At 74.7% G+C, this 16,964-nt stretch carries 15 protein-coding genes and 1 pseudogene; 5 read left to right on the top strand and 11 right to left on the bottom strand.

Annotation, left to right across the window (positions count from 1 at the left end):
- Positions 1 to 102: 102 nt before the first annotated feature.
- A pseudogene (locus tag ACSHWO_RS11525) lies at positions 103 to 406 on the top strand (ATP-binding protein); the annotation flags it as partial.
- A 105-nt stretch (positions 407 to 511) separates the two neighbouring features.
- Here ACSHWO_RS11525 and ACSHWO_RS11530 read toward each other — a convergent pair.
- The 3 genes from ACSHWO_RS11530 to ACSHWO_RS11540 all read right to left on the bottom strand — a co-directional run bounded on the left by ACSHWO_RS11530 (position 512) and on the right by ACSHWO_RS11540 (position 2,625).
- A complete protein-coding gene (locus ACSHWO_RS11530; protein WP_385830888.1) occupies positions 512 to 799 on the bottom strand; it encodes a hypothetical protein in 288 nt (95 codons plus the stop codon).
- 10 nt (positions 800 to 809) lie between these two features.
- Complete coding sequence (locus ACSHWO_RS11535) at positions 810 to 1,529, bottom strand: TetR/AcrR family transcriptional regulator (protein WP_385830901.1); 720 nt, start codon at positions 1,527 to 1,529, stop codon at positions 810 to 812.
- 115 nt (positions 1,530 to 1,644) lie between these two features.
- A complete protein-coding gene (locus tag ACSHWO_RS11540) occupies positions 1,645 to 2,625 on the bottom strand; it encodes an AurF N-oxygenase family protein (protein WP_385830913.1) in 981 nt (326 codons plus the stop codon).
- A 197-nt stretch (positions 2,626 to 2,822) separates the two neighbouring features.
- Between ACSHWO_RS11540 and ACSHWO_RS11545 the strand changes: the two genes are divergently transcribed.
- Entirely contained in the window at positions 2,823 to 3,989 is a 1,167-nt protein-coding gene (locus tag ACSHWO_RS11545) for a ferritin-like domain-containing protein (RefSeq protein WP_438311612.1), read from the top strand.
- Between the two features lie 48 nt (positions 3,990 to 4,037).
- Here ACSHWO_RS11545 and ACSHWO_RS11550 read toward each other — a convergent pair whose 3' ends face one another.
- The 3 genes from ACSHWO_RS11550 to ACSHWO_RS11560 are packed head-to-tail and all read right to left on the bottom strand — an operon-like array spanning position 4,038 to position 7,601.
- Positions 4,038 to 4,550 (bottom strand): DUF3291 domain-containing protein, encoded by a 513-nt coding sequence (locus ACSHWO_RS11550; protein ID WP_438311614.1) that lies wholly within the window; start codon positions 4,548 to 4,550, stop codon positions 4,038 to 4,040.
- A gap of 43 nt (positions 4,551 to 4,593) precedes the next feature.
- Complete coding sequence (locus tag ACSHWO_RS11555) at positions 4,594 to 6,198, bottom strand: penicillin-binding transpeptidase domain-containing protein (RefSeq protein WP_438311617.1); 1,605 nt, start codon at positions 6,196 to 6,198, stop codon at positions 4,594 to 4,596.
- The gene (locus ACSHWO_RS11560) at positions 6,195 to 7,601 is read right to left on the bottom strand and encodes an FtsW/RodA/SpoVE family cell cycle protein (RefSeq protein ID WP_438311619.1); all 1,407 of its coding nucleotides are present in this window, start codon (positions 7,599 to 7,601) and stop codon (positions 6,195 to 6,197) included. Before ACSHWO_RS11560 ends, ACSHWO_RS11555 begins: the two co-directional genes overlap by 4 nt.
- Before the next feature lie 95 nt (positions 7,602 to 7,696).
- On the opposite strand from ACSHWO_RS11560, the gene ACSHWO_RS11565 reads away from it, so the two are divergent.
- From ACSHWO_RS11565 to ACSHWO_RS11575, 3 genes are all read left to right on the top strand, one after another.
- Positions 7,697 to 8,086: a DUF6325 family protein gene (locus ACSHWO_RS11565; RefSeq protein ID WP_438311621.1), complete on the top strand. Its 390-nt coding sequence runs from the start codon at positions 7,697 to 7,699 to the stop codon at positions 8,084 to 8,086.
- Positions 8,086 to 8,502 (top strand): SHOCT domain-containing protein, encoded by a 417-nt coding sequence (locus ACSHWO_RS11570; protein WP_438311623.1) that lies wholly within the window; start codon positions 8,086 to 8,088, stop codon positions 8,500 to 8,502. The genes ACSHWO_RS11565 and ACSHWO_RS11570 overlap by 1 nt, the downstream gene beginning before the upstream one ends.
- A gap of 331 nt (positions 8,503 to 8,833) precedes the next feature.
- Positions 8,834 to 10,630, top strand: coding sequence for an NlpC/P60 family protein (locus ACSHWO_RS11575; RefSeq protein WP_438311625.1), 1,797 nt, complete (start codon positions 8,834 to 8,836; stop codon positions 10,628 to 10,630).
- On the opposite strand, the gene ACSHWO_RS11580 is transcribed toward ACSHWO_RS11575, so the two are convergent.
- The 5 genes from ACSHWO_RS11580 to ACSHWO_RS11600 all read right to left on the bottom strand — a co-directional run bounded on the left by ACSHWO_RS11580 (position 10,546) and on the right by ACSHWO_RS11600 (position 16,670).
- A complete protein-coding gene (locus ACSHWO_RS11580; protein ID WP_438311627.1) occupies positions 10,546 to 11,841 on the bottom strand; it encodes a styrene monooxygenase/indole monooxygenase family protein in 1,296 nt (431 codons plus the stop codon). The genes ACSHWO_RS11575 and ACSHWO_RS11580 overlap by 85 nt on opposite strands.
- 93 nt (positions 11,842 to 11,934) lie before the next feature.
- Positions 11,935 to 12,552: a GTP-binding protein gene (locus ACSHWO_RS11585; RefSeq protein ID WP_361088960.1), complete on the bottom strand. Its 618-nt coding sequence runs from the start codon at positions 12,550 to 12,552 to the stop codon at positions 11,935 to 11,937.
- A complete protein-coding gene (locus ACSHWO_RS11590; RefSeq protein WP_385831037.1) occupies positions 12,533 to 12,934 on the bottom strand; it encodes a DUF742 domain-containing protein in 402 nt (133 codons plus the stop codon). Before ACSHWO_RS11590 ends, ACSHWO_RS11585 begins: the two co-directional genes overlap by 20 nt.
- Entirely contained in the window at positions 12,931 to 13,443 is a 513-nt protein-coding gene (locus ACSHWO_RS11595) for a roadblock/LC7 domain-containing protein (protein WP_361088964.1), read from the bottom strand. Before ACSHWO_RS11595 ends, ACSHWO_RS11590 begins: the two co-directional genes overlap by 4 nt.
- Positions 13,440 to 16,670: a nitrate- and nitrite sensing domain-containing protein gene (locus tag ACSHWO_RS11600; protein WP_438311631.1), complete on the bottom strand. Its 3,231-nt coding sequence runs from the start codon at positions 16,668 to 16,670 to the stop codon at positions 13,440 to 13,442. The genes ACSHWO_RS11595 and ACSHWO_RS11600 overlap by 4 nt, the downstream gene beginning before the upstream one ends.
- Positions 16,671 to 16,964 lie beyond the last annotated feature (294 nt).

Raw genomic sequence — 16,964 nt, forward strand, 5'->3', positions numbered from 1 at the left:
ACGGCTCCGCGCGCCGTACTGCTGCTGGTCGCCGGCTGCGGCGGGGCGGAGGGCCGGTCAGTACGGGGACCGCGCCGACCGCGAGCGGGCCCGTGCACGCACGTGGAGACGGACCGGCGGCGGCTGGAGCGGGTGCTGGGCAACCTGGTGGCCGACGCGCACCGGCACGGCCGGACCCCGGTGGTGCTGACCGTGGACGGGCCGGTGGTGACGGTCCGGGACCACGGGGGACGACTTCCCCGCCTACCTGTCGGAGCACGGACCGGAGCGGCTCCGCAGCGGCGGCCCGGGGGGACACGGGCTGGGCCCGACGATCGCGCTCGGCCAGGCGGCGGTGATCGGGGCCCGGCTGGAGTTCGGCGACCCCGGATCCGGCGGAGCGCTGGCGACCCTGACCCTGCCCGAGACCCCGCCCCCACCGCATCCGGGCGCCCCCCGCCCATCCGGGCCGCGACTGACCGTGCGCGGGCCCAGGGCGGCCCGGGTACGGGCGCGCGAGGGCCGACGGGGGTTACCCGTTCGGCGGAGGGGTGCGTGGGGTGGGCTTGGTCCAGGGCCAGCGGAGCCTCGGCTTCTCCGCGTCCGGGGAGTACGTGTACTTCCAGCCCTTCTGGAGGCCCAGCCGCTTGCTGTAGCCCGCGGGGACCCGCTCGTACAGCAGGACCGTCGGGGGGCCGCCGTCCGGCGCCGGGACCGGGATCTCGTACCACTTCGGGGGGTGGCCGGTCGGACCGACGAGGATCGGCAGGGTGCGGCCGTCCATCGGGCCGCCCTCGAAGGGGGTGGGTTCGCTTCTCACCCCTCCAGTGTCACAGCAGGTGGGCGGCCTCGGAGACCACCGGGATCACGCGCCGCGCCAGGACTCCGGCCGGCCCGTCGGCGGTTTCCAGGGCGAGTGCCGCGCGGGCCGCGGCGGCCGTCTCGGGGTCGGTGGCGGCGGTGGCGGTCAGCAGGGCGATGAACTGGTCCACCAGCCAGTCCCGCAGGGTGCCGGCGTCGGGCTGTTTGCCCTCGTCGATCCATATCAGGGAGGCGGCTTCGACGGCGGTGATCCAGGTGCGGACCATCATGCGCAGCCGGGGTCCCGGGCCGGGCGCGGGGACGGACAGGTGGAGCAGGATCTCGCGGGCTGCGGCGCGGCGGATGCCGTCGACGGTGGCGGTCGTGCGGGAGGTCTCCACGACGCTGCCGCCCTGGAGGAGGGCGGTGAAGCCGGTGTCGTGCTCGTCGACGAAGGCCAGGTAGTGGTCCAGGGCCCGGGCGAGGCGCTGGGTCAGCGGGCCCGTCCGGGGTACGGCGAAGCACTGGTCGAGCCGGTCCGCGGCCGAGCGCAGGGCGGCCTCGTAGAGCTGCTGCTTGCCGCCGGGGAAGTAGCGGTACACCAGGGGCCGGGAGACACCGGCCGCCTCGGCGACGTCATCGAGGGAGACCTCCTCCGGCGCCCGGTGCGCGAAGAGCGACAGTGCCACGTCGAGGAGCTGCGCCCGCCGCTCCTCGACGCTCAGCCTGCGGTACGCGGGTGCGGTCATGCCCGCAGGGTAGCCGCCGCGGGGCGGCCGCAGGGCCGCCGCAGCGAGGCGGTCTGCGCACGGCAGCCGGGCCCGCCGCCCCGCGCCCGCGCCCGCGCCCCGTCCGGCCCCCGCTTCAGGCGAGGAGACCGGAGCTCCGCCAGAGCCGGCGGCCGACGCCGCGCAGGACCCCGATGTCGTCGAGGAAGTCGGTGAGCCGTCCGGCTCCGGTCTGCATGACCTCGCGGCGGTGGCCGCTGGCCTTGACCTGGGCGACGGCCTCGCGCCGGTCGAGGCCCACGTTCTCGTACACCTGCGGGTTGACGAAGGCGAGGGAGAAGACGCGGGCGGCCTCGCCGCAGCTGATCCGGGTCAGCTCCTGCTCCCAGCGCGGAGCGGTGAGCATCTGGCGGCGCAGCTCCTCGCGGGCGTAACGGACGTGGCGGGCCTCCTCGATGACGTGGATCCGGGTGACGCCCCGGACCAGCGGCTGGATGCGCTCGTCGGGGAAGGTGAGGCGCTGCATCCAGTCGAGGATCTCCTCGCCGAGCAGGGTGCAGGCGAAGGAGCCGGGGGTGGTGGAGACGGTCTTCAGGACGCGGGCGAGGTTGTGATTGAGGCGGGAGACCGGGTAGGCGGGGGCGCCGGCCTTCTGGATCATGCGGGCGAACATCATCGAGTGCCGGCACTCGTCGGCTATCTCGGTGAGTGCGTAGCGGACGTGGTTGCTGGTCAGGGACTTGTCGTAGATGTGCCGGACCAGCAGCTGCATCAGGATGATCTCGAACCAGATGCCGAGGGAGGCGAGCGAGGCGGCTTCGTGGCGGGACAGGTCGATGCGCTGCTCCTCGCTCATCCGCTTCCACATCGGGGTGTCGTAGAGGGAGAGCAGCTCTGGGGGCCAGTAGTACGCGCCGTCGACCAGCGGGGCGTCCCAGTCGAGCTCCTCGTCGGGGTCGAAGGAGTGCTTGGCGGAGGAGTCGAGGAGGCGCGCGGCGGTCTCCTCGCGGTCCTTGAGGAGGCCGAGGGCGTCCCGGAGGACCTGGTCGCGGTCGGTCCCGCGGTCCTTGCCTCGGTCGGTCCCGCGGTCGTCCGTGCGGTCGGTGGTGGTCGTCATGGCGGGGCACCTCGCCCTGTTCCGGGGTGGGGTTGGGGTCACGGCTGCGATCCCCCGGTGCGGTCACCAGTTATGAGACTGCTTGTCAGCAAGAGCGTCAATCCCCTGCGCGCCACTTGTTGACTGCGCGTCTACCAACGTGTGACATTGCCAACGATCCTGTCCTGCACGGCAGTACGCGAGGCGAGGGGGCGTCAGTGTCGACGCACGAGCTCTACACCGCAGTCCCGGACGAGGACGTCTGGCAGGTCCCGGCCACCGGCGCGGCCCGCTTCAACTGGGAGTACGCGCAGGGCCGCGAACGGCTCCTCGCGCTCTACCAGAAGGGCAAGGACAAGCAGTGGGACGGCGCCAAGCGCATCGACTGGGACCTGCCGGTCGACCCGCACAACCCGCTCGGCACCCCGGACGAGGCCCTGACCCTGCACGGCACCCGCTACTGGCCGAAACTCACCGAGCAGGACAAGGGCGAGCTGCGCCGGCACTACGCCTCCTGGAACTTCAGCCAGTTCCTGCACGGCGAGCAGGGCGCGATGGTGTGCGCGGCGCGCATCGTGGAGTCCGTCCCGGACCTGGACGCCAAGTTCTACTCCGCCACACAGACCATGGACGAGGCCCGGCACGCCGAGGTCTTCGGACGCTTCCTGCACGAGAAGATCGGCCTGCTCTACCCGATCAACGACAGCCTCCAGGGCCTGCTCGGGGACACCCTGCGCGACGCCCGCTGGGACATGCCCTACCTGGGGATGCAGGTGCTGATCGAGGGGCTGGCGCTGGCCGCCTTCGGGATGATCCGCGACACGACCGACAAGCCGCTGCCGAAGCAGATCCTGGCGTACGTGATGCAGGACGAGGCGCGGCACGTGGCGTTCGGACGGATGGCACTGCGCGACTACTACCGGCAGCTCACCGACGCCGAGCTGCGCGAGCGCGAGGAGTTCGTGATCGAGGGGTGCCACCTGATGCGCGACCGGCTGCGCGGTGTGGAGGTGCTGGAGAACTTCGGCATCCCGCGGCAGGAGGCGGTGCGGTTCACCGAGCAGTCGGAGTTCCTGCACCTGTTCCGCAGGCTGCTGTTCAGCCGGATCGTGCCGTGCGTGAAGGACATCGGCCTGTGGGGGCCGCGGCTGCAGCAGGCCTACCTGGACATGGGGGTCTTCGAGATGGGCGACTCCAACCTGGACCTGCTGATGAGCCGGGACGAGGAGGTCGCCGAGGCCCTCGACCGCGAGCGGTTCGCGGCCGAGGAGGCGGCGCGGGTGGCGGAGGTGGCGGCCGCCATCGCCGAAGGGGCGGAGGAGGACGGCGTCGAAACGGACGTCGAGGCCGGGCGGGACGGCCGCACGGGTCCCGGGGCCCCGTAGCCGGTAGCCCGTGGCCCGTGGCCCGTGGCCCGACCGTACGTCCCGCCGCTACACGGCGGTCGTCGGCGCCGGCTCCCGCCCCGGCTCCGGCGGGAAGTCCGTGCGCAGGCTGAACGCGTACCGGGTCGGGCCGTGCTCCCGCAGGTGGAGGAGCCGTTCCTCGGCGTCCGCCACGGTGGGCCGCTGCCCGGCCGGAACCCACCACAGGGCGGTCATCGCCTCCGTGACGTGCTCGAACCACTCCCGGCGGCGGGCCAGGACCTCCCGGTGGCGGCCCTGGTACATGTAGGTCTTGAGGGCCTCGGGGTCCCGCCACACGGACATGTTCAGGATCAGCCATGCGTCGTCGAAGACCGCCACGTCGGTGGCGTTGCCCTCCTCCGTCTGGAGCCGCCACACGAACCCGTCGGCTGCTTCGGCATCGGCGTTGACCGGGTCGAGGGCGTCGACGAACCCCTTCAACTGCGGCGAGTCCAAGGGGTACTTGAGTCGGGCTATGTTCACCTGTGCGAGTTCGGCCACGGGTTCGGCCACGGATGCGGGTTCGCGTTCGGGGGTCATGACCGTAGCGGTACCAGCCAACCCGTCCGCGGTGCAGGGCATTTCACTCCCCGGACGGGGACGGGGACGGGAACGGGAACGGGAACGGGCGAGCGGACACCCGCGGCGGCAGGGACGGGGGCCGGGGCGTGGCCGCGGGCCCCGGCGTGGTGGCAGGCCGGGGCCGGGCCGCAGGGGCGGGCGTCCGCGGCCCGTCGCGCAAGGCCGCCTCCATCACCGCGCGGGCGATCGGCGCGGCCGCGCTGTTGCCGCTGATGTGCCCGCGGTCGCCCGCCGCGTCCTCGACGACGACCGCGACCGCCACCTCCGGAAGCGGCGCGTCCGCGGCCTTGGCCCAGCCGATGAACCAGGCGTACGGGGTGCCCGCGTTGCCCACGCCGTGCTGGGCGGTACCCGTCTTGCCGCCGACCTCCGCCCCCGGGATGGCCGCGTTGCGCCCGGTGCCGTCCTCGACGGCGTTCACCATCAGCCGCTGTAGCCGCCGGGCCGTCGCCGGGTTCATGGCACGGCCGAGGCTGCGCCGGCCGGTGCGCCGGACCTGGCTCCCGTCGTCCTGGGTGGTCCGCTCGACCAGGTACGGGGCCCTCAGCTCGCCGCCGGACGCGACGGCCGCGGCCACCATCGCCATCTGCAGCGGGGTCGCCTTCGTGTTGAACTGCCCGATCGAGGACAGGGCGAGCTGGTCGGGGCTCATGTCGGTGTCGAAGTTCGACCGGGACACCCAGGCCGGCACCCGCAGGCCCTCCTCGTTGAAGCCGAACCGGCGTGCCGCCTCCACCATCCGCCGCAGCCCCACCTGCACGCCGATCTTCGCCATCACCGTGTTGCAGGAGTACCGCACGGCCTGGGCCATGGAGGCGTCCCGGCACCCGGTGCCCGCGTTCGGCAGCAGGGTGCTGGTGCCCGGCAGCGGGTAGGGGTCGGGGGTGCGGGTCGGCGCGTCCACGTCCGTGACCACGCCCGCGTCCAGGGCCGCGGCCGCCGTCACGATCTTGAAGGTGGAGCCGGGCGGGTACGTCTCGCGCAGCGCCCGGTTGAGCATCGGCCGGGCCGGGTCCGCGTTCAGCCGGGCCCAGGCCGCGGTGACGCCCGGGCCGGTGCCGGAGAGCACGCCCGGGTCGTACGAGGGGCTGCTGACCAGCGCGAGGATCCTGCCGGTGGCGGGGTCGAGGGCGGCCACCGCGCCCCGCTTGCCCGCCAGCGCTCCGTACCCGGCCCGCTGCACGGCCGCCCGGACGGTGGTTTCGGCGTCGCCGCCGTCGGGGCGGCCGCGGGACAGGTCGTACCAGAGCGGGAAGAACGACAGCCCCGGGTCGGTGCCGGCGAGGACGGGGTCCTCGGCCCGCTCCAGCAGACTGGTGCCGTAGGTCTGGGAGGAGAAGCCGGTGACGGGCGCGTAGAGGGGGCCGTGGGCGTACGTCCGCTCGTAGCGCAGCAGTTGGCCGCTGTCCCGGGATCCGGTGACCGGCCTCCCCTCGACCAGGATGTCCCCGCGCCGCTGGGCGTACCGCTCGATGGCGGGGCGTTTGTTGGCCGGGTTCGCCCCGTAGGCGGCGGCCTCCCAGACCTGCACCCGGACCAGGTTGGCCAGCAGGGCGGCGAGCATCAGGGCGCAGAAGTACGCGCACCACCGGATGTAGCGGATCACCGGCCGGCCACCGCCGCGCCGGCCGCTCCGGGACCCGTCCCGGCGGGGGCGGGGCGCGGTCTGCGGGCGCTGTCGCTGAGCCGGACCAGGAGCGCGACGATGATCCAGTTGGTGACGACGGAGGAGCCGCCCTGGGCGAGGAAGGGCATGGCCATCCCGGTGAGCGGGATCAGGCCGGTCACTCCCCCGGCGATGCCGAAGACCTGGAGCGCGACGATGGTGGCGAGTCCGGTGGCCAGCAGCCGCCCGAACGGGTCGCGCAGTGCGAGCCCGGCGCGGAAGCCGCGGTCCACGAGGATCCCGTACAGCAGCAGGACCGCGGTGAGGCCGACGAGGCCGAGCTCCTCGCCGGCGGTGGCGAGGATGAAGTCGGACTTGGCGGCGAAGCCGATCAGGAAGGACTGGCCGTGGCCGAGTCCGGCACCGAGGAGCCCGCCGGCGCCGAAGGCGAAGAGGGACTGGGCGAGCTGTCCGGGGCCCTCGCCGCGGTCGATGGAGGCGAAAGGATTCAGCCAGTCGTCCACCCGCCCGTGGACGTGCGGTTCGAGGCTGCCGACGGCGTACGCGCCCGCGGCGGACAGGGCCAGCCCGACGGCGATCCAGCCGATCCGCCCGGTGGCCGTGAACAGCATGATCACGAAGAGGCCGAAGAAGAGGAGGGAGGTGCCGAGGTCCCGCTCCAGGACGAGCACGCCGACGCTGAGCAGCCAGACCGCCAGGATGGGGCCGAGGACCCGGCCCGGGAGCAGCCGCAGCCGCCAGAACAGGCGGCGGCCGGTCAGGGCGAGGGCGGTGCGGTTCGCGGCGAGGTAGGCGGCGAAGAACACGGCGAGCAGGATCTTCGCGAACTCCCCCGGCTGGAACGAGAACCCCGCGAACCTGATCCAGATGTGCGCCCCGTTCACCGCCGGGAAGAAGACCGGGACCAGCATCAGCACCAGGGCCGCCGCCACCGACAGGTACGCGTAGCGCTGGAGCGCCCGGTGGTCGCGCACGGCCGCGACGGCGAGCACGAACAGGACGATGCCGAGGGCGGACCAGCGCAGCTGGTGCCCGGCGGCGGCGTCTGCGGCCGGGGTGGCCAGGTCCAGGCGCTGGATGAGGACCAGGCCGAGCCCGTTGAGCAGGAAGGCGATCGGCAGTAGCACCGGGTCGGCGTACGGGGCCCGGAGGCGGACCGCGAGGTGGGCGAGCAGGGCGGCGCAGCCCAGCCCGGCGGCGTAGCGCGCGGTCGTCCCGGGCGGCCGGCCGGTGGCGGCGAGACCGACGGAGAGGTGGCCGAGCACGCAGATGAGGACGGCCCCGGTGAGGAGCGTCAGCTCGGCTCCCCCGCGCCGGGACGGACGGACGCCGGGGGGCGGGTGCGGGAAGGGCTCCGCCACCTCAGCCGTCAGAGCGGTCATACGGGAAACGTAGCAAGCGGACGGGTGACATGTCCGGCTATGTCATAGGGTGCCGAAGAATCATCAGAAACGGTCGGAAGTGGGAGCCGCGGCACATGGGACCAGTGGAGTTCATCGTCCTCGCCTTCCCGGAAGAACAGCTGCGGGTACCGGCGGTCGAGGCGGTGCTGGGCTTGCGGAAGACCGGGAACGTACGGCTCATCGACGGCCTGGTCGCCACCAAGACCGCCGGGGGCGAGGTGCTGGCCGCGGAGTTCGACGAGTTCGTGGAACTGCAGGGCCTCCTCGCCCACCGGGAAGCGGCCCGGCTGATCGGCCCCGAGGACGTGAAGGAGGCCGCGAACCTGATGGAACGGGGCAGCTGCGCACTGCTGCTGGTGGTGGAGCACGTCTGGGCCGAGGACGCCGCCATCGCGGTACGGGCGGCGGGCGGGCGGATCGCGGGATCCGTCCGGATCCCGGCGGAGCGGCTGGGGGTCGCCTGATGTTCATCCGACCCGTCGGCCCCGTCGTCCACCCGGCGCAACGCCCCGCCGGGCGGCCGCTGCTCCGGGGCATCCTGGCGCGCGGCGCCTACGTCTGGGACGCGGCCCAGCTTCCGGTCCGGCCGGCGCAGCACGATGCGGATGCGGCCGGGCCGCCGCCCTTCGCCGGGGCGGCGGGGGACGCGGAGGCGCCGGTGGCGCCGGCGACCGCGGAGGCGGTGGACACCGGGGAGGAGGCGCGCGCCGGGGCCGAGGTCGGCGCGGGGCCGGGGGCAGGGGTGTCCCCCGAGCCGGCGGCTGCGAACGCCGGGGGCGCGCTGACGGCCCACCTGACCCAACTGGCCGCCCTGGCCAGGGAGGGCCTCCTCACCCCCGAGGAGTTCACCGCGGCCAAGTCCCGCCTCCTGAACCCCTGACCGGTTCACGCCCCCCGGCGGGGGGCGGGCCGACCCGGGCGGCGGCCCCGCGCCGGGCCCGTCCGGATCCGGCGGGCCCGCGCTCGCGTCCCGCCGCGGCGGTGGCCGCCGGGGAACGTCCCCCAGCCCGCCCCTTCCCGAACCGGGGTTGCGCCCCCGGGCGCCGCGCGCCCGAGCTCCCGGGGCTCCGCCCCGGACCCCGCTCCTCAAACGCCGGAGGGGCTGGATGCGCCGCGGGTGCCACCGGGAGGGTGAGCGGTGCGGCAGGGCCGCGTCGGATGGGGTGTTTGTCATATCTTGCATGGCAGCATCGGCGGCCGGAGGTGATCCCATGTCACGCCGACTGCTCCACGCCGCCGGTGTCGCCGCCCTGTTCCTCACGGCCGGGCCGCTGTCCGCCCCCCACGCAGAGCCGCTGCCGCGCCCCACTGCCGAAGCCACCGCCGGGGTCACCCCCAGCGCCCCCACGGCCTCGTCCGGGACGGGGGGCGGCGCCGGCGCTGGCGCTGGCGCCGCGGGCGAAGCCACTCCCAGCGGCACAGCCGGCGCGACGGCGACCGCGCCGGCCGGGGCCACGGCCTCCCCGGGTGCCGCCCGCACCGCACCGGGCCCGGCCGCCACCGGAGCCGCCCGCGGGCGCGGCGGTGGCTCCGCGGGCGACGGCACGGGGCGGAGGTCCCGCACGGGTGACGCAGGGCGGGCGGACGAAGCCACCGCCGATGTCGTCACCGATGACCCCACGCCCACGGCGGAAGCCGCGCCGAGCGCCACCCCAACCGCCAGCGCCGGGGAGAGTCCCGGCACGGCAGCCGGTGCCGAAGTCGGTCCCGGGACCGGGTCCGGGGCCAGGGCCGGGACCGGCACCGGGACCGGGTCCAAAACCGGGTCCGGGGCCGTTGCGGGTTCCGGGGCCAGCCCTGGTGCCGGGGTCGGCCCCGGCGCCGGCGGGGGTGACGGGGGTGGGCGGAGTGCCGGTGGGGCCTCGGCTTCGCGGAGCGGGGGTGTTGATTCCGTCGGGGGGCTGGTCTCGCGGCTCCAGGGGCTCTACCGGCAGGCCGAAGAGGCCGCCGAGGCTTACAACGCCGCCGAGGCCGCGCTCAAGGTCCGGCAGGAGGAGGAGCGGCGGCTCGGCACCGACCTGGGCCGGGCGCGGGCCGCCCTCGGCGTGGAGCGGGCCGCCGCCGGGCGGATCGCCCGCGAGCAGTACCAGGGGGCCCGCGGCCTCTCCCCGTACGCCCGGATGCTGCTCACCGGCGATCTGCGGGCCGCCCAGGACCAGCGCCGACTGGCCGCCCGCGAGAGCGCCCGGCAGGCCGGGATCCTGGCCCGCCTCGCCCGCGGCGAGCGGCGGGCCGACGTCCTCGCCACGGCCGCCCGCAAGGCCCTCGACGCCCAGCAGGCCGGGGCGGCCCGCCAGAAGCGGCTGAAGGACGAGGCCGACCTCCGCCTCCGGGAGGTCGAGCGGATGCTCTCGGAGCTCTCCGCGGACGAGCTCGCCCGGGTCGGGGCGCGCGAGGCCGCGGACACCGCCTCCGCCCAGCGGGAGCTGCTGGCCTCGGGCCGGCTGGGCGCGCCCGCCGCGGCCCGTACGCGTACCCCGACGGAGGCCGGCAGCACGGCCCTCGCCTACGCCACCGCACAGATCGGCAAACCGTACGTGTGGGGGGCGGAGGGGCCGGGGGCCTTCGACTGCTCCGGGCTCACCTCGCAGGCCTGGGCGCACGCCGGCCGGGCGATCCCCCGCACCAGCCAGGAGCAGTGGGCGCAGCTGCCGAGGGTGCCGCTGGACCGGCTGCGGCCGGGGGACCTGGTGGTGTACTTCCCCACCGCCACCCACGTGGCCCTGTACGTCGGTGACGGGAAGGTGATCCAGGCCCCGCGTCCCGGAGCCGCCGTCAAGGTGTCGCCCATCGCGGCGAACCCGCTGCTCGGGGCGGTCCGCCCGGACCCGGACGGGGTTCCGCTCACCGCCTACAACCCGCCGGCCCTGCTCGCGACCGCCGCTGCCGCCGCCTCGGCCTCCGCGCCGGGCGGCGACGCCGGTTACTCGTCGGCCGAGGCTCCGTCCGCTGCCGGGGAGGAGGCGTCCGCGGGGGGACCCGCGGCTCCCTCCACCTCGGCCAGGTAGTCGGCCGCGTCCTGGGCGTCGTAGAAGAACGCCTCGAAGTCGGCCGGGTTGTCGAAGCCGTTGGCGAAGCGGTCCGCCACCGGCTGGAACCGCCCGGCCGCCCCGATGAGGTCCAGGACGTGCCCCGGCGGCGGGGCGAGCATCGCGTTCGTCCACCGGGTCACCGGCTTGCCCGTCGCGAACCAGTACTTGTCGAACGTCGCCTTCATCCAGGCCTCGTCGAACGGCTTGTCGCCGTGCATCAGGATCGACGACAGGTACGAGGCCGCGCACTTCGCGGCGGAGTTGGATCCCTGCCCGGTGATCGGGTCGTTCGCGACGACGACGTCGGCCACGCCGAGCACCGCACCGCCGCCCGGCAGCCGTCCGACCGGGTTGCGGACGACGGGTGCGTACCGGCCGGCGAGCGTGCCGCCCGCGTCCGTCAGCTCGACCTTGGTCGCCCGCGCGTACTCCCAGGGGGTGTACCGCTCCATCAGGTCCAGGGTGAGCTTCAGGTGTTCCGCCGGGTCGTTGACCCCGCGGAACACGTCCAGCGGCCCGCCCGGCAGGCCTTCCCAGAACAGGATGTCGGCCCGTCCCGACGTGGTCAGCGCGGGCATGACGAACAGTTCGCCGACGCCGGGGACCAGGTTGCAGCGCACGGCCTCCGTGCCGGGGTGCTCGGGGCGCGGCTGGAGCCCGTGCACGTACGAGACGGCCAGCGCGCGCTGCGGCGTGCCGTACGGGGAGCGGGCCGCGTCCCGGCCGAACATCGACACGAGCTCGCCCTTGCCCGCCGCGACCAGCACCAGGTCGTAGGTGCGGGAGAAGTAGTCCAGGTCGGCGACGGACGCGCCGTGGACGACCAGCTGTCCGCCCCGCTGCACGAAGGTGTCGAGCCAGCCGGCCATCTTCACCCGCTGGTCCACCGACTGCGCGTACGCCTTGAGCCGGCCGAGCCAGTCCACGGCGCGGCCGCCGCCGGGGCCGGCGACCGTGACGCCGACGCCCTCGATGCGCGGGGTGTGCCGCTCCCAGTAGGCCAGCCCGAGGTCGCGTTCGTGCTGGAGCGCCGTGTCGAACATGACCTGTGTCGACATGATCCGCCCGGTGCGTATCTCGTCCGCGGTCCGGTTGGACATGAGCGTGACCTCGTACCCCTTCCCCTGGAGGCCGATGGCGAGCTGGAGGCCGGACTGGCCGGCGCCCACGACGAGTATCTTGCGCATCTCACGTTCTCGTTTCGGGGTACTTCGGGGGTGCGGGGGTGCGGGCGGGTGGGTGCACGGGAGTGGGGCGGGTCGGCCGTACCCCCGGACCCGCTACTCGGGCGTCTCGTCGAGGGCGTGGCCGACGAGCGTGAGCAGCGATTCGACGACGGTCTCCCGGCGCCGGGCGTCCATGATCAGCACGGGTACGCGGGACGGGATGGTCAGCGCCTCGCGGACGTCCTCGGGCTCGTACGACTGCGAGCCCTCGAAGTGGTTGACGGCGACGGCGTACGGCAGCCCGCAGCTCTCGAAGTAGTCGAGGGCGGGGAAGCAGTCCCGCAGCCGGCGGGTGTCGGCCATGACGATGCCGCCGATGGCGCCGCGGACCAGGTCGTCCCACATGAACCAGAACCGCTCCTGGCCGGGCGTCCCGTACACGTACAGCACGAGGTCGTCGGCGAGGGTGATGCGGCCGAAGTCCATGGCGACGGTGGTGGTGCTCTTCTCCGGCACCGCCGACAGGTCGTCGGTGGGGATGCTGGCCTCGGTCATCACCGCCTCGGTGCGCAGCGGGGTGATCTCGGAGACCGACGAGACGAAGGTGGTCTTGCCCACCCCGAAGCCGCCGGCGACCAGCACCTTGACGGCGGCGGGGGACCGGGAGCGGTCGTACTGCCAGGGCTGGACGGGCTCGTCGTCGACGGCGGTTTCACAGACGGCGAAGGCCACTGAGCACCCTTTCGAGCAGTGCGCGGTCGGGGCGGCCGGGGCCGTGCCCGGTTCCGTAGACGCGGACCCTTCCCTGGTCGGCGAGGTCGCTGACCAGGACGCGGACCACGCCGAGCGGCAGCTTCAGCAGAGCCGCTATCTCGGCGATCGTGCGCATCCGGCGGCAGACCTCGACGATGGCGGGCATCTCCGGCATCCGGTCGTCGCCGTCGGCGGGCTGCTGCGGTTCGGACGCCCGGGTGTCCAGGGCCGCGACGAAGGTCTCGACGTGCAGGACCTGCGTGAAACGGGTGCGGCCGCCCGTGAGGGAGTACGGGCGGACGCGCGCGGGACGACGGTCGGCTCCGCGTATCGGCAGCCGGTCGGAGGCCGTGCTTCTCACGGGGTGTTCTCCATGGACTGGCGCAGCTCGCTGCGGACTTCGGGGGTCAGGACGTGTCCGGCGCGGCCGACGAACAGGGCCATGTGGTAGGCGACGACGCCCATGTCGCAGTCGGGCGTGGCGTGGACGCCGAGGAGCGAGCCGTCGCTGATGGCCATGACGAAGACGGAGCCGTTCTCCATCGCCACCATGGTCTGCTTGACCTCGCCGTACTCCATGAGGGCCGCGGCTCCGGTGGTGAGGCTGCCGAGCCCGGACACGATGGTGGCGAGGTCGGCGGAGGCGCCCCGCGGGCCCTTGGGCCGGCCGGGGCCCTGGGCGGGGACCTGGCCCTGCCCGGGAGCGGCGGTCGCGGCCGCGCCCCCGGGGTCGGAGGACAGCAGCAGGAGCCCGTCCGAGGACACGACGGCGACGGAGTTGACGCCGGGCACCTCCTCGACCAGGTCGGTGAGCAGCCACTGCAGGTTGCGGGCCTGGGTGCTCAGTCCGTACGTACTGGGCGCGGTCATGTGCGTGCCTCCTGTGCGGTGTCCCCCTGGTCGGTGTCCTGTGCGAGCTCGGCGGCGACGACGCGCCGTCCGTCCCGCGTCCCCTGGTAGAACCCGCCGAGCCGGCGGCGCAGTTCCTCCGCGTCGACGCGGCGCGGCGCGGGGGGTGCGGTGCCGGCGCCCGGGCCGGAACCGGGGACCGGGGCCGGGCCCGGGCCCGCCGCGAATCCCGGGCCGGAGCCGGGGAAGGCCCGGCCGCCCAGGGTGCGGGGGGTGCGCTTGGGCAGGCCCTTGGCCGTGACGGCTTCCCGGGGCCCGTCGTGGTCGGCGCGGCTCCCCTGGCGGGGGACCCGGTCGGCCTCGGCGGGTGCGTGCCCGTGGGGCTCGGCCGGTGCGTCGCCCTGCGCGGTGAGGACGTGGTCGGCCGGGGGCAGCCGTTCCGCGTCGGGTGCGGCGGGCGTGGCGGCCTGCCCGGGCATCGTGGGGCTCGTCTCGTGTACGCCGACCGGCTGCGCGGTGGCGTCCGGCGCGTCCGAGGCCGCCGGGCCGGCGTGGTCGGGCACCTCGAAGGCGCCCGGTTCCGCGTCGGGGACGACCCGCGCGAGGAGTTCGTCGCCCGGGTCCCGGTCGGCCGGGGTCGGTGCGGTGAACACCTGCTCGGCCGCCGTCGGTTCCTCCCGCGCGGCCCGCTCGTGCAGCGGCACCGGGGTGGCCGCGGCCGCCGGGGCCGTGTCCTGCACCGGGTCCGCGTCGGCGTCCGCGTCGGCGTCGGTCTCGGCGCCAGCGTCGGGGGTCTGCGCGGCGCCGGGGGTCCGTGCGGTGGACACCTGCTCCGCCGGGGGCAGCAGCTCCCCGTCCGGGGTGGTGCCTCCGCCGGAACCGGCGGGCTCGGGTGCCGTCCCGGACAGCGTCCCGGCGTCGAGGCCGGTCGCACCGGCCGGGGCGTCGTCACCGGCCGCGGTGGGGGAGGCCGGTGCGTCGAAGCCCGGGGTCTCGGAGGCCACCGCGTCGAAGAGCGGGGTCGCGACCGCGTCCGCGGGCGCCGGCGCGGCGAGGTCCGCATCGGCGGCCGGGGCGAAGTCCACGGCCGCGGCCGGGGCGAAGTCCGGGTCCGCCGGCTCCGGGGCGGGCCGGAGCCGGGGCGGCAGGGTGTTCTCGTTGGCCTCGGCGACCACGCCCGGCAGCTGGAACCGCGGCAGGCCCGGCGTGGCGAAGGTGTGCACCGGGCTGGTCGGCGGGCCGTCCGGGAGCAGGGCCGCCGGGATGACGACCAGGCCCTCGATGCCGCCGGACCGCGGGGCCCGCAGCTCGGCGCCGACGCCGTGCCGGGCCGCGAGGCGGCCGGCCACGTACAGGCCGAGGCCGAGGCCGTGCTCCGCCTCGGACTCCTGGTCGTAGGCCTCGGGGGTGGCGAGGCGGGAGTTCAGCGCGTCCAGCCGGTCCGGGGTGACGCCGATGCCCTCGTCCACGACGGACAGCACCACGTCGCCGTTGTCCAGGTGCTGCGCGGACACCCTGACCTTGGCTCCGGGCGGGGAGAACGTCGTCGCGTTCTCCAGCAGTTCGGCGAGGACGTGCGAGACGTCGTCTGCGGCGTGTCCCGCGACCAGGGTGAACGAGGGCGGCACGGCGAGGTCGACCCGCTCGTAGCGTTCGATCTCGCTGACCGCGGCCCGCATGACGTCGACGAGCGGCACCGGGGCGCCGGCGCCCTGCCCGTGCTCCTGCCCGGCGAGGACCAGCAGGTTCTCGTTGTGGCGGCGCATCACGGTCGCCAGGTGGTCCAGCTTGAAGAGGGTCTCCAGGCGGTCCGGGTCCTGCTCCTTGGCCTCCAGCTCCTCGATGACCGCGAGCTGGCGCTCGACGAGGCCGAGGGTGCGCAGAGACAGCGAGACCGAGGTGGTCGACATGACGCGCCGGTGTTCCTCGATGGTCTCGCGGAGCGCGGTCAGCTCGGATTCCAGCGCGTCGCGGGCCGTGGACAGGGCGTCGTTGCGGCCGATGAGCCGCTTCCGGTCGGCGTCCAGCCCGGCGATCTTGGTGTGCAGGGAGACCGTCTGGTCCCGGACGGCGTTGAGGTGGCGTACGACCTCGGCGAACTCGTCGTTGCGGCCGGTGAACCGGACCGGTTCCACCGAGCCCTCGGGCGTGGCCAGCCGGGCCGCGCCGCGCCGGAGGACCGACAGCGGCCGGGTCAGCGAGCGGGCGACGCCGGTGCATACGCCGACGGTGACGAGGAAGAGCACGCCGAGGCCGGCGACGAGCATCTCCAGCCGGCTCACGTCGTCGTCGCGCAGGGTGCCGAGGGCGGTGGCCCGCTGCCCGGCGAGGGTGGCCTCCACCGACCGCATGCGGTCGATGCGGGCGGTCAGGGCGGAGCCGACGGCGGCGGCGTCGAGCTTGCGGTCGGCCGTGGAGAGCGTGGACCGCTCGGTGAGCCGCTTGAGGTAGTCGTCCGCGGTCTTGACCTCGGGGCCGGTGACGGTGGCGGCGAGGGTCTGGCGCACCTCGGGGCGGGCGGCGCGCGTGAAGTCGTCGAGGGCGGCCTGCTCGCGTACGCGCGCCCGCTGGGCGGCGGCTGAGAGTTCGTCGGCGACGGCCGTGTTCGGGGCCTGGTCGGCGCGGGGGACGGCGAGCGCGGCGAGGAGCAGTCCGCGGGTGGCGGAGGCCTGTTCGACGGCCTGGCCGAGGGGGGACAGCGGGCGGGTGGTGACGAGGGCGGCCTCGGCGCGCGGCGGGGTCTGCTCGGCGAGCCGGTCGCCCGGGGCGAGGAGCTCGGCGATGACGCCGGCGTAGGCCTGGTGGGCGGCGAGGGCGCTGCCCTTGCCGTCGACGGCCTCGGCGCGGACGGCCTGGACGCGGGCGAGGGACTTGGCGAGGGGCTCGTCGGCCTCGGCCCGGACCTCGGCGATCTGCCGGTCGGTCAGGGCGGTGCGCTCCTGGACGGGGTTCTTGGCCTGGGCGCCGGGGCGGCCCTTGGCCACGTACTCGACGACGGCGTCGCGCTCGTCACCGAGCAGGTGCGTCAGGGTAAGGGTGTGCTGGGTCTGTTCGGCGAGGGTGACCAGCTGCTGGGAGTCGTTCAGCTCGCGGGTCGCCGTGACCACGGCGGGGGCGCCGGCCGCGAGGACGGTGAGACCGGCGACGGCTACGCCGACGACCAGCCTGCTGCGTACGTGGACGCGGCGTCCTGCGGGGGCTGGTCCGTCGGTGGCGGTGCCGTTCTTCCGAGACCGCTTCTTCTGCACCGGTGCTCGCAATCCTGTACGTGTGCTCGTGCTCGTCTACTCGTGTGGCCGAGGTAACGGCCGGTCAACAAGTAAACGCCCCCTGTCCCCTCAGTACCGCCTCAGACCTTCGCAGTGTGATGGGGAGAGAGCCTCACATCGCCCACCCGGCCACTCGAACGAGTGAACATCACGGAAGAGTTGGCAACCAACTCGGCAAACCGGCCGCGGAGCGACTCCGCGGCCGGGTGGTTGAAAGATCGATGGGGGCTTTGGCAATATGCGCGCCCACATGTCCCCGGGGGCGCCCGGGCC

This window comes from Streptomyces pallidus (ex Mingjun et al. 2026) (assembly GCF_051550185.1).
Lineage (GTDB): Bacteria > Actinomycetota > Actinomycetes > Streptomycetales > Streptomycetaceae > Streptomyces.

Bases quoted from the DNA above. Each gene is read 5' to 3' on its own strand.
- ACSHWO_RS11550 (WP_438311614.1), bottom strand. From the start codon at position 4,550: ATGACCCCCGAACGCGAACCCGCATCCGTGGCCGAACCCGTGGCCGAA.
- ACSHWO_RS11580 (WP_438311627.1), bottom strand. From the start codon at position 11,841: ATGCGCAAGATACTCGTCGTGGGCGCCGGCCAGTCCGGCCTCCAGCTC.
- ACSHWO_RS11560 (WP_438311619.1), bottom strand. From the start codon at position 7,601: ATGACCGCTCTGACGGCTGAGGTGGCGGAGCCCTTCCCGCACCCGCCC.
- ACSHWO_RS11535 (WP_385830901.1), bottom strand. From the start codon at position 1,529: ATGACCGCACCCGCGTACCGCAGGCTGAGCGTCGAGGAGCGGCGGGCG.
- ACSHWO_RS11540 (WP_385830913.1), bottom strand. From the start codon at position 2,625: ATGACGACCACCACCGACCGCACGGACGACCGCGGGACCGACCGAGGC.
- ACSHWO_RS11565 (WP_438311621.1), top strand. From the start codon at position 7,697: ATGGGACCAGTGGAGTTCATCGTCCTCGCCTTCCCGGAAGAACAGCTG.
- ACSHWO_RS11575 (WP_438311625.1), top strand. From the start codon at position 8,834: ATGTCACGCCGACTGCTCCACGCCGCCGGTGTCGCCGCCCTGTTCCTC.
- ACSHWO_RS11595 (WP_361088964.1), bottom strand. From the start codon at position 13,443: ATGACCGCGCCCAGTACGTACGGACTGAGCACCCAGGCCCGCAACCTG.
- ACSHWO_RS11570 (WP_438311623.1), top strand. From the start codon at position 8,086: ATGTTCATCCGACCCGTCGGCCCCGTCGTCCACCCGGCGCAACGCCCC.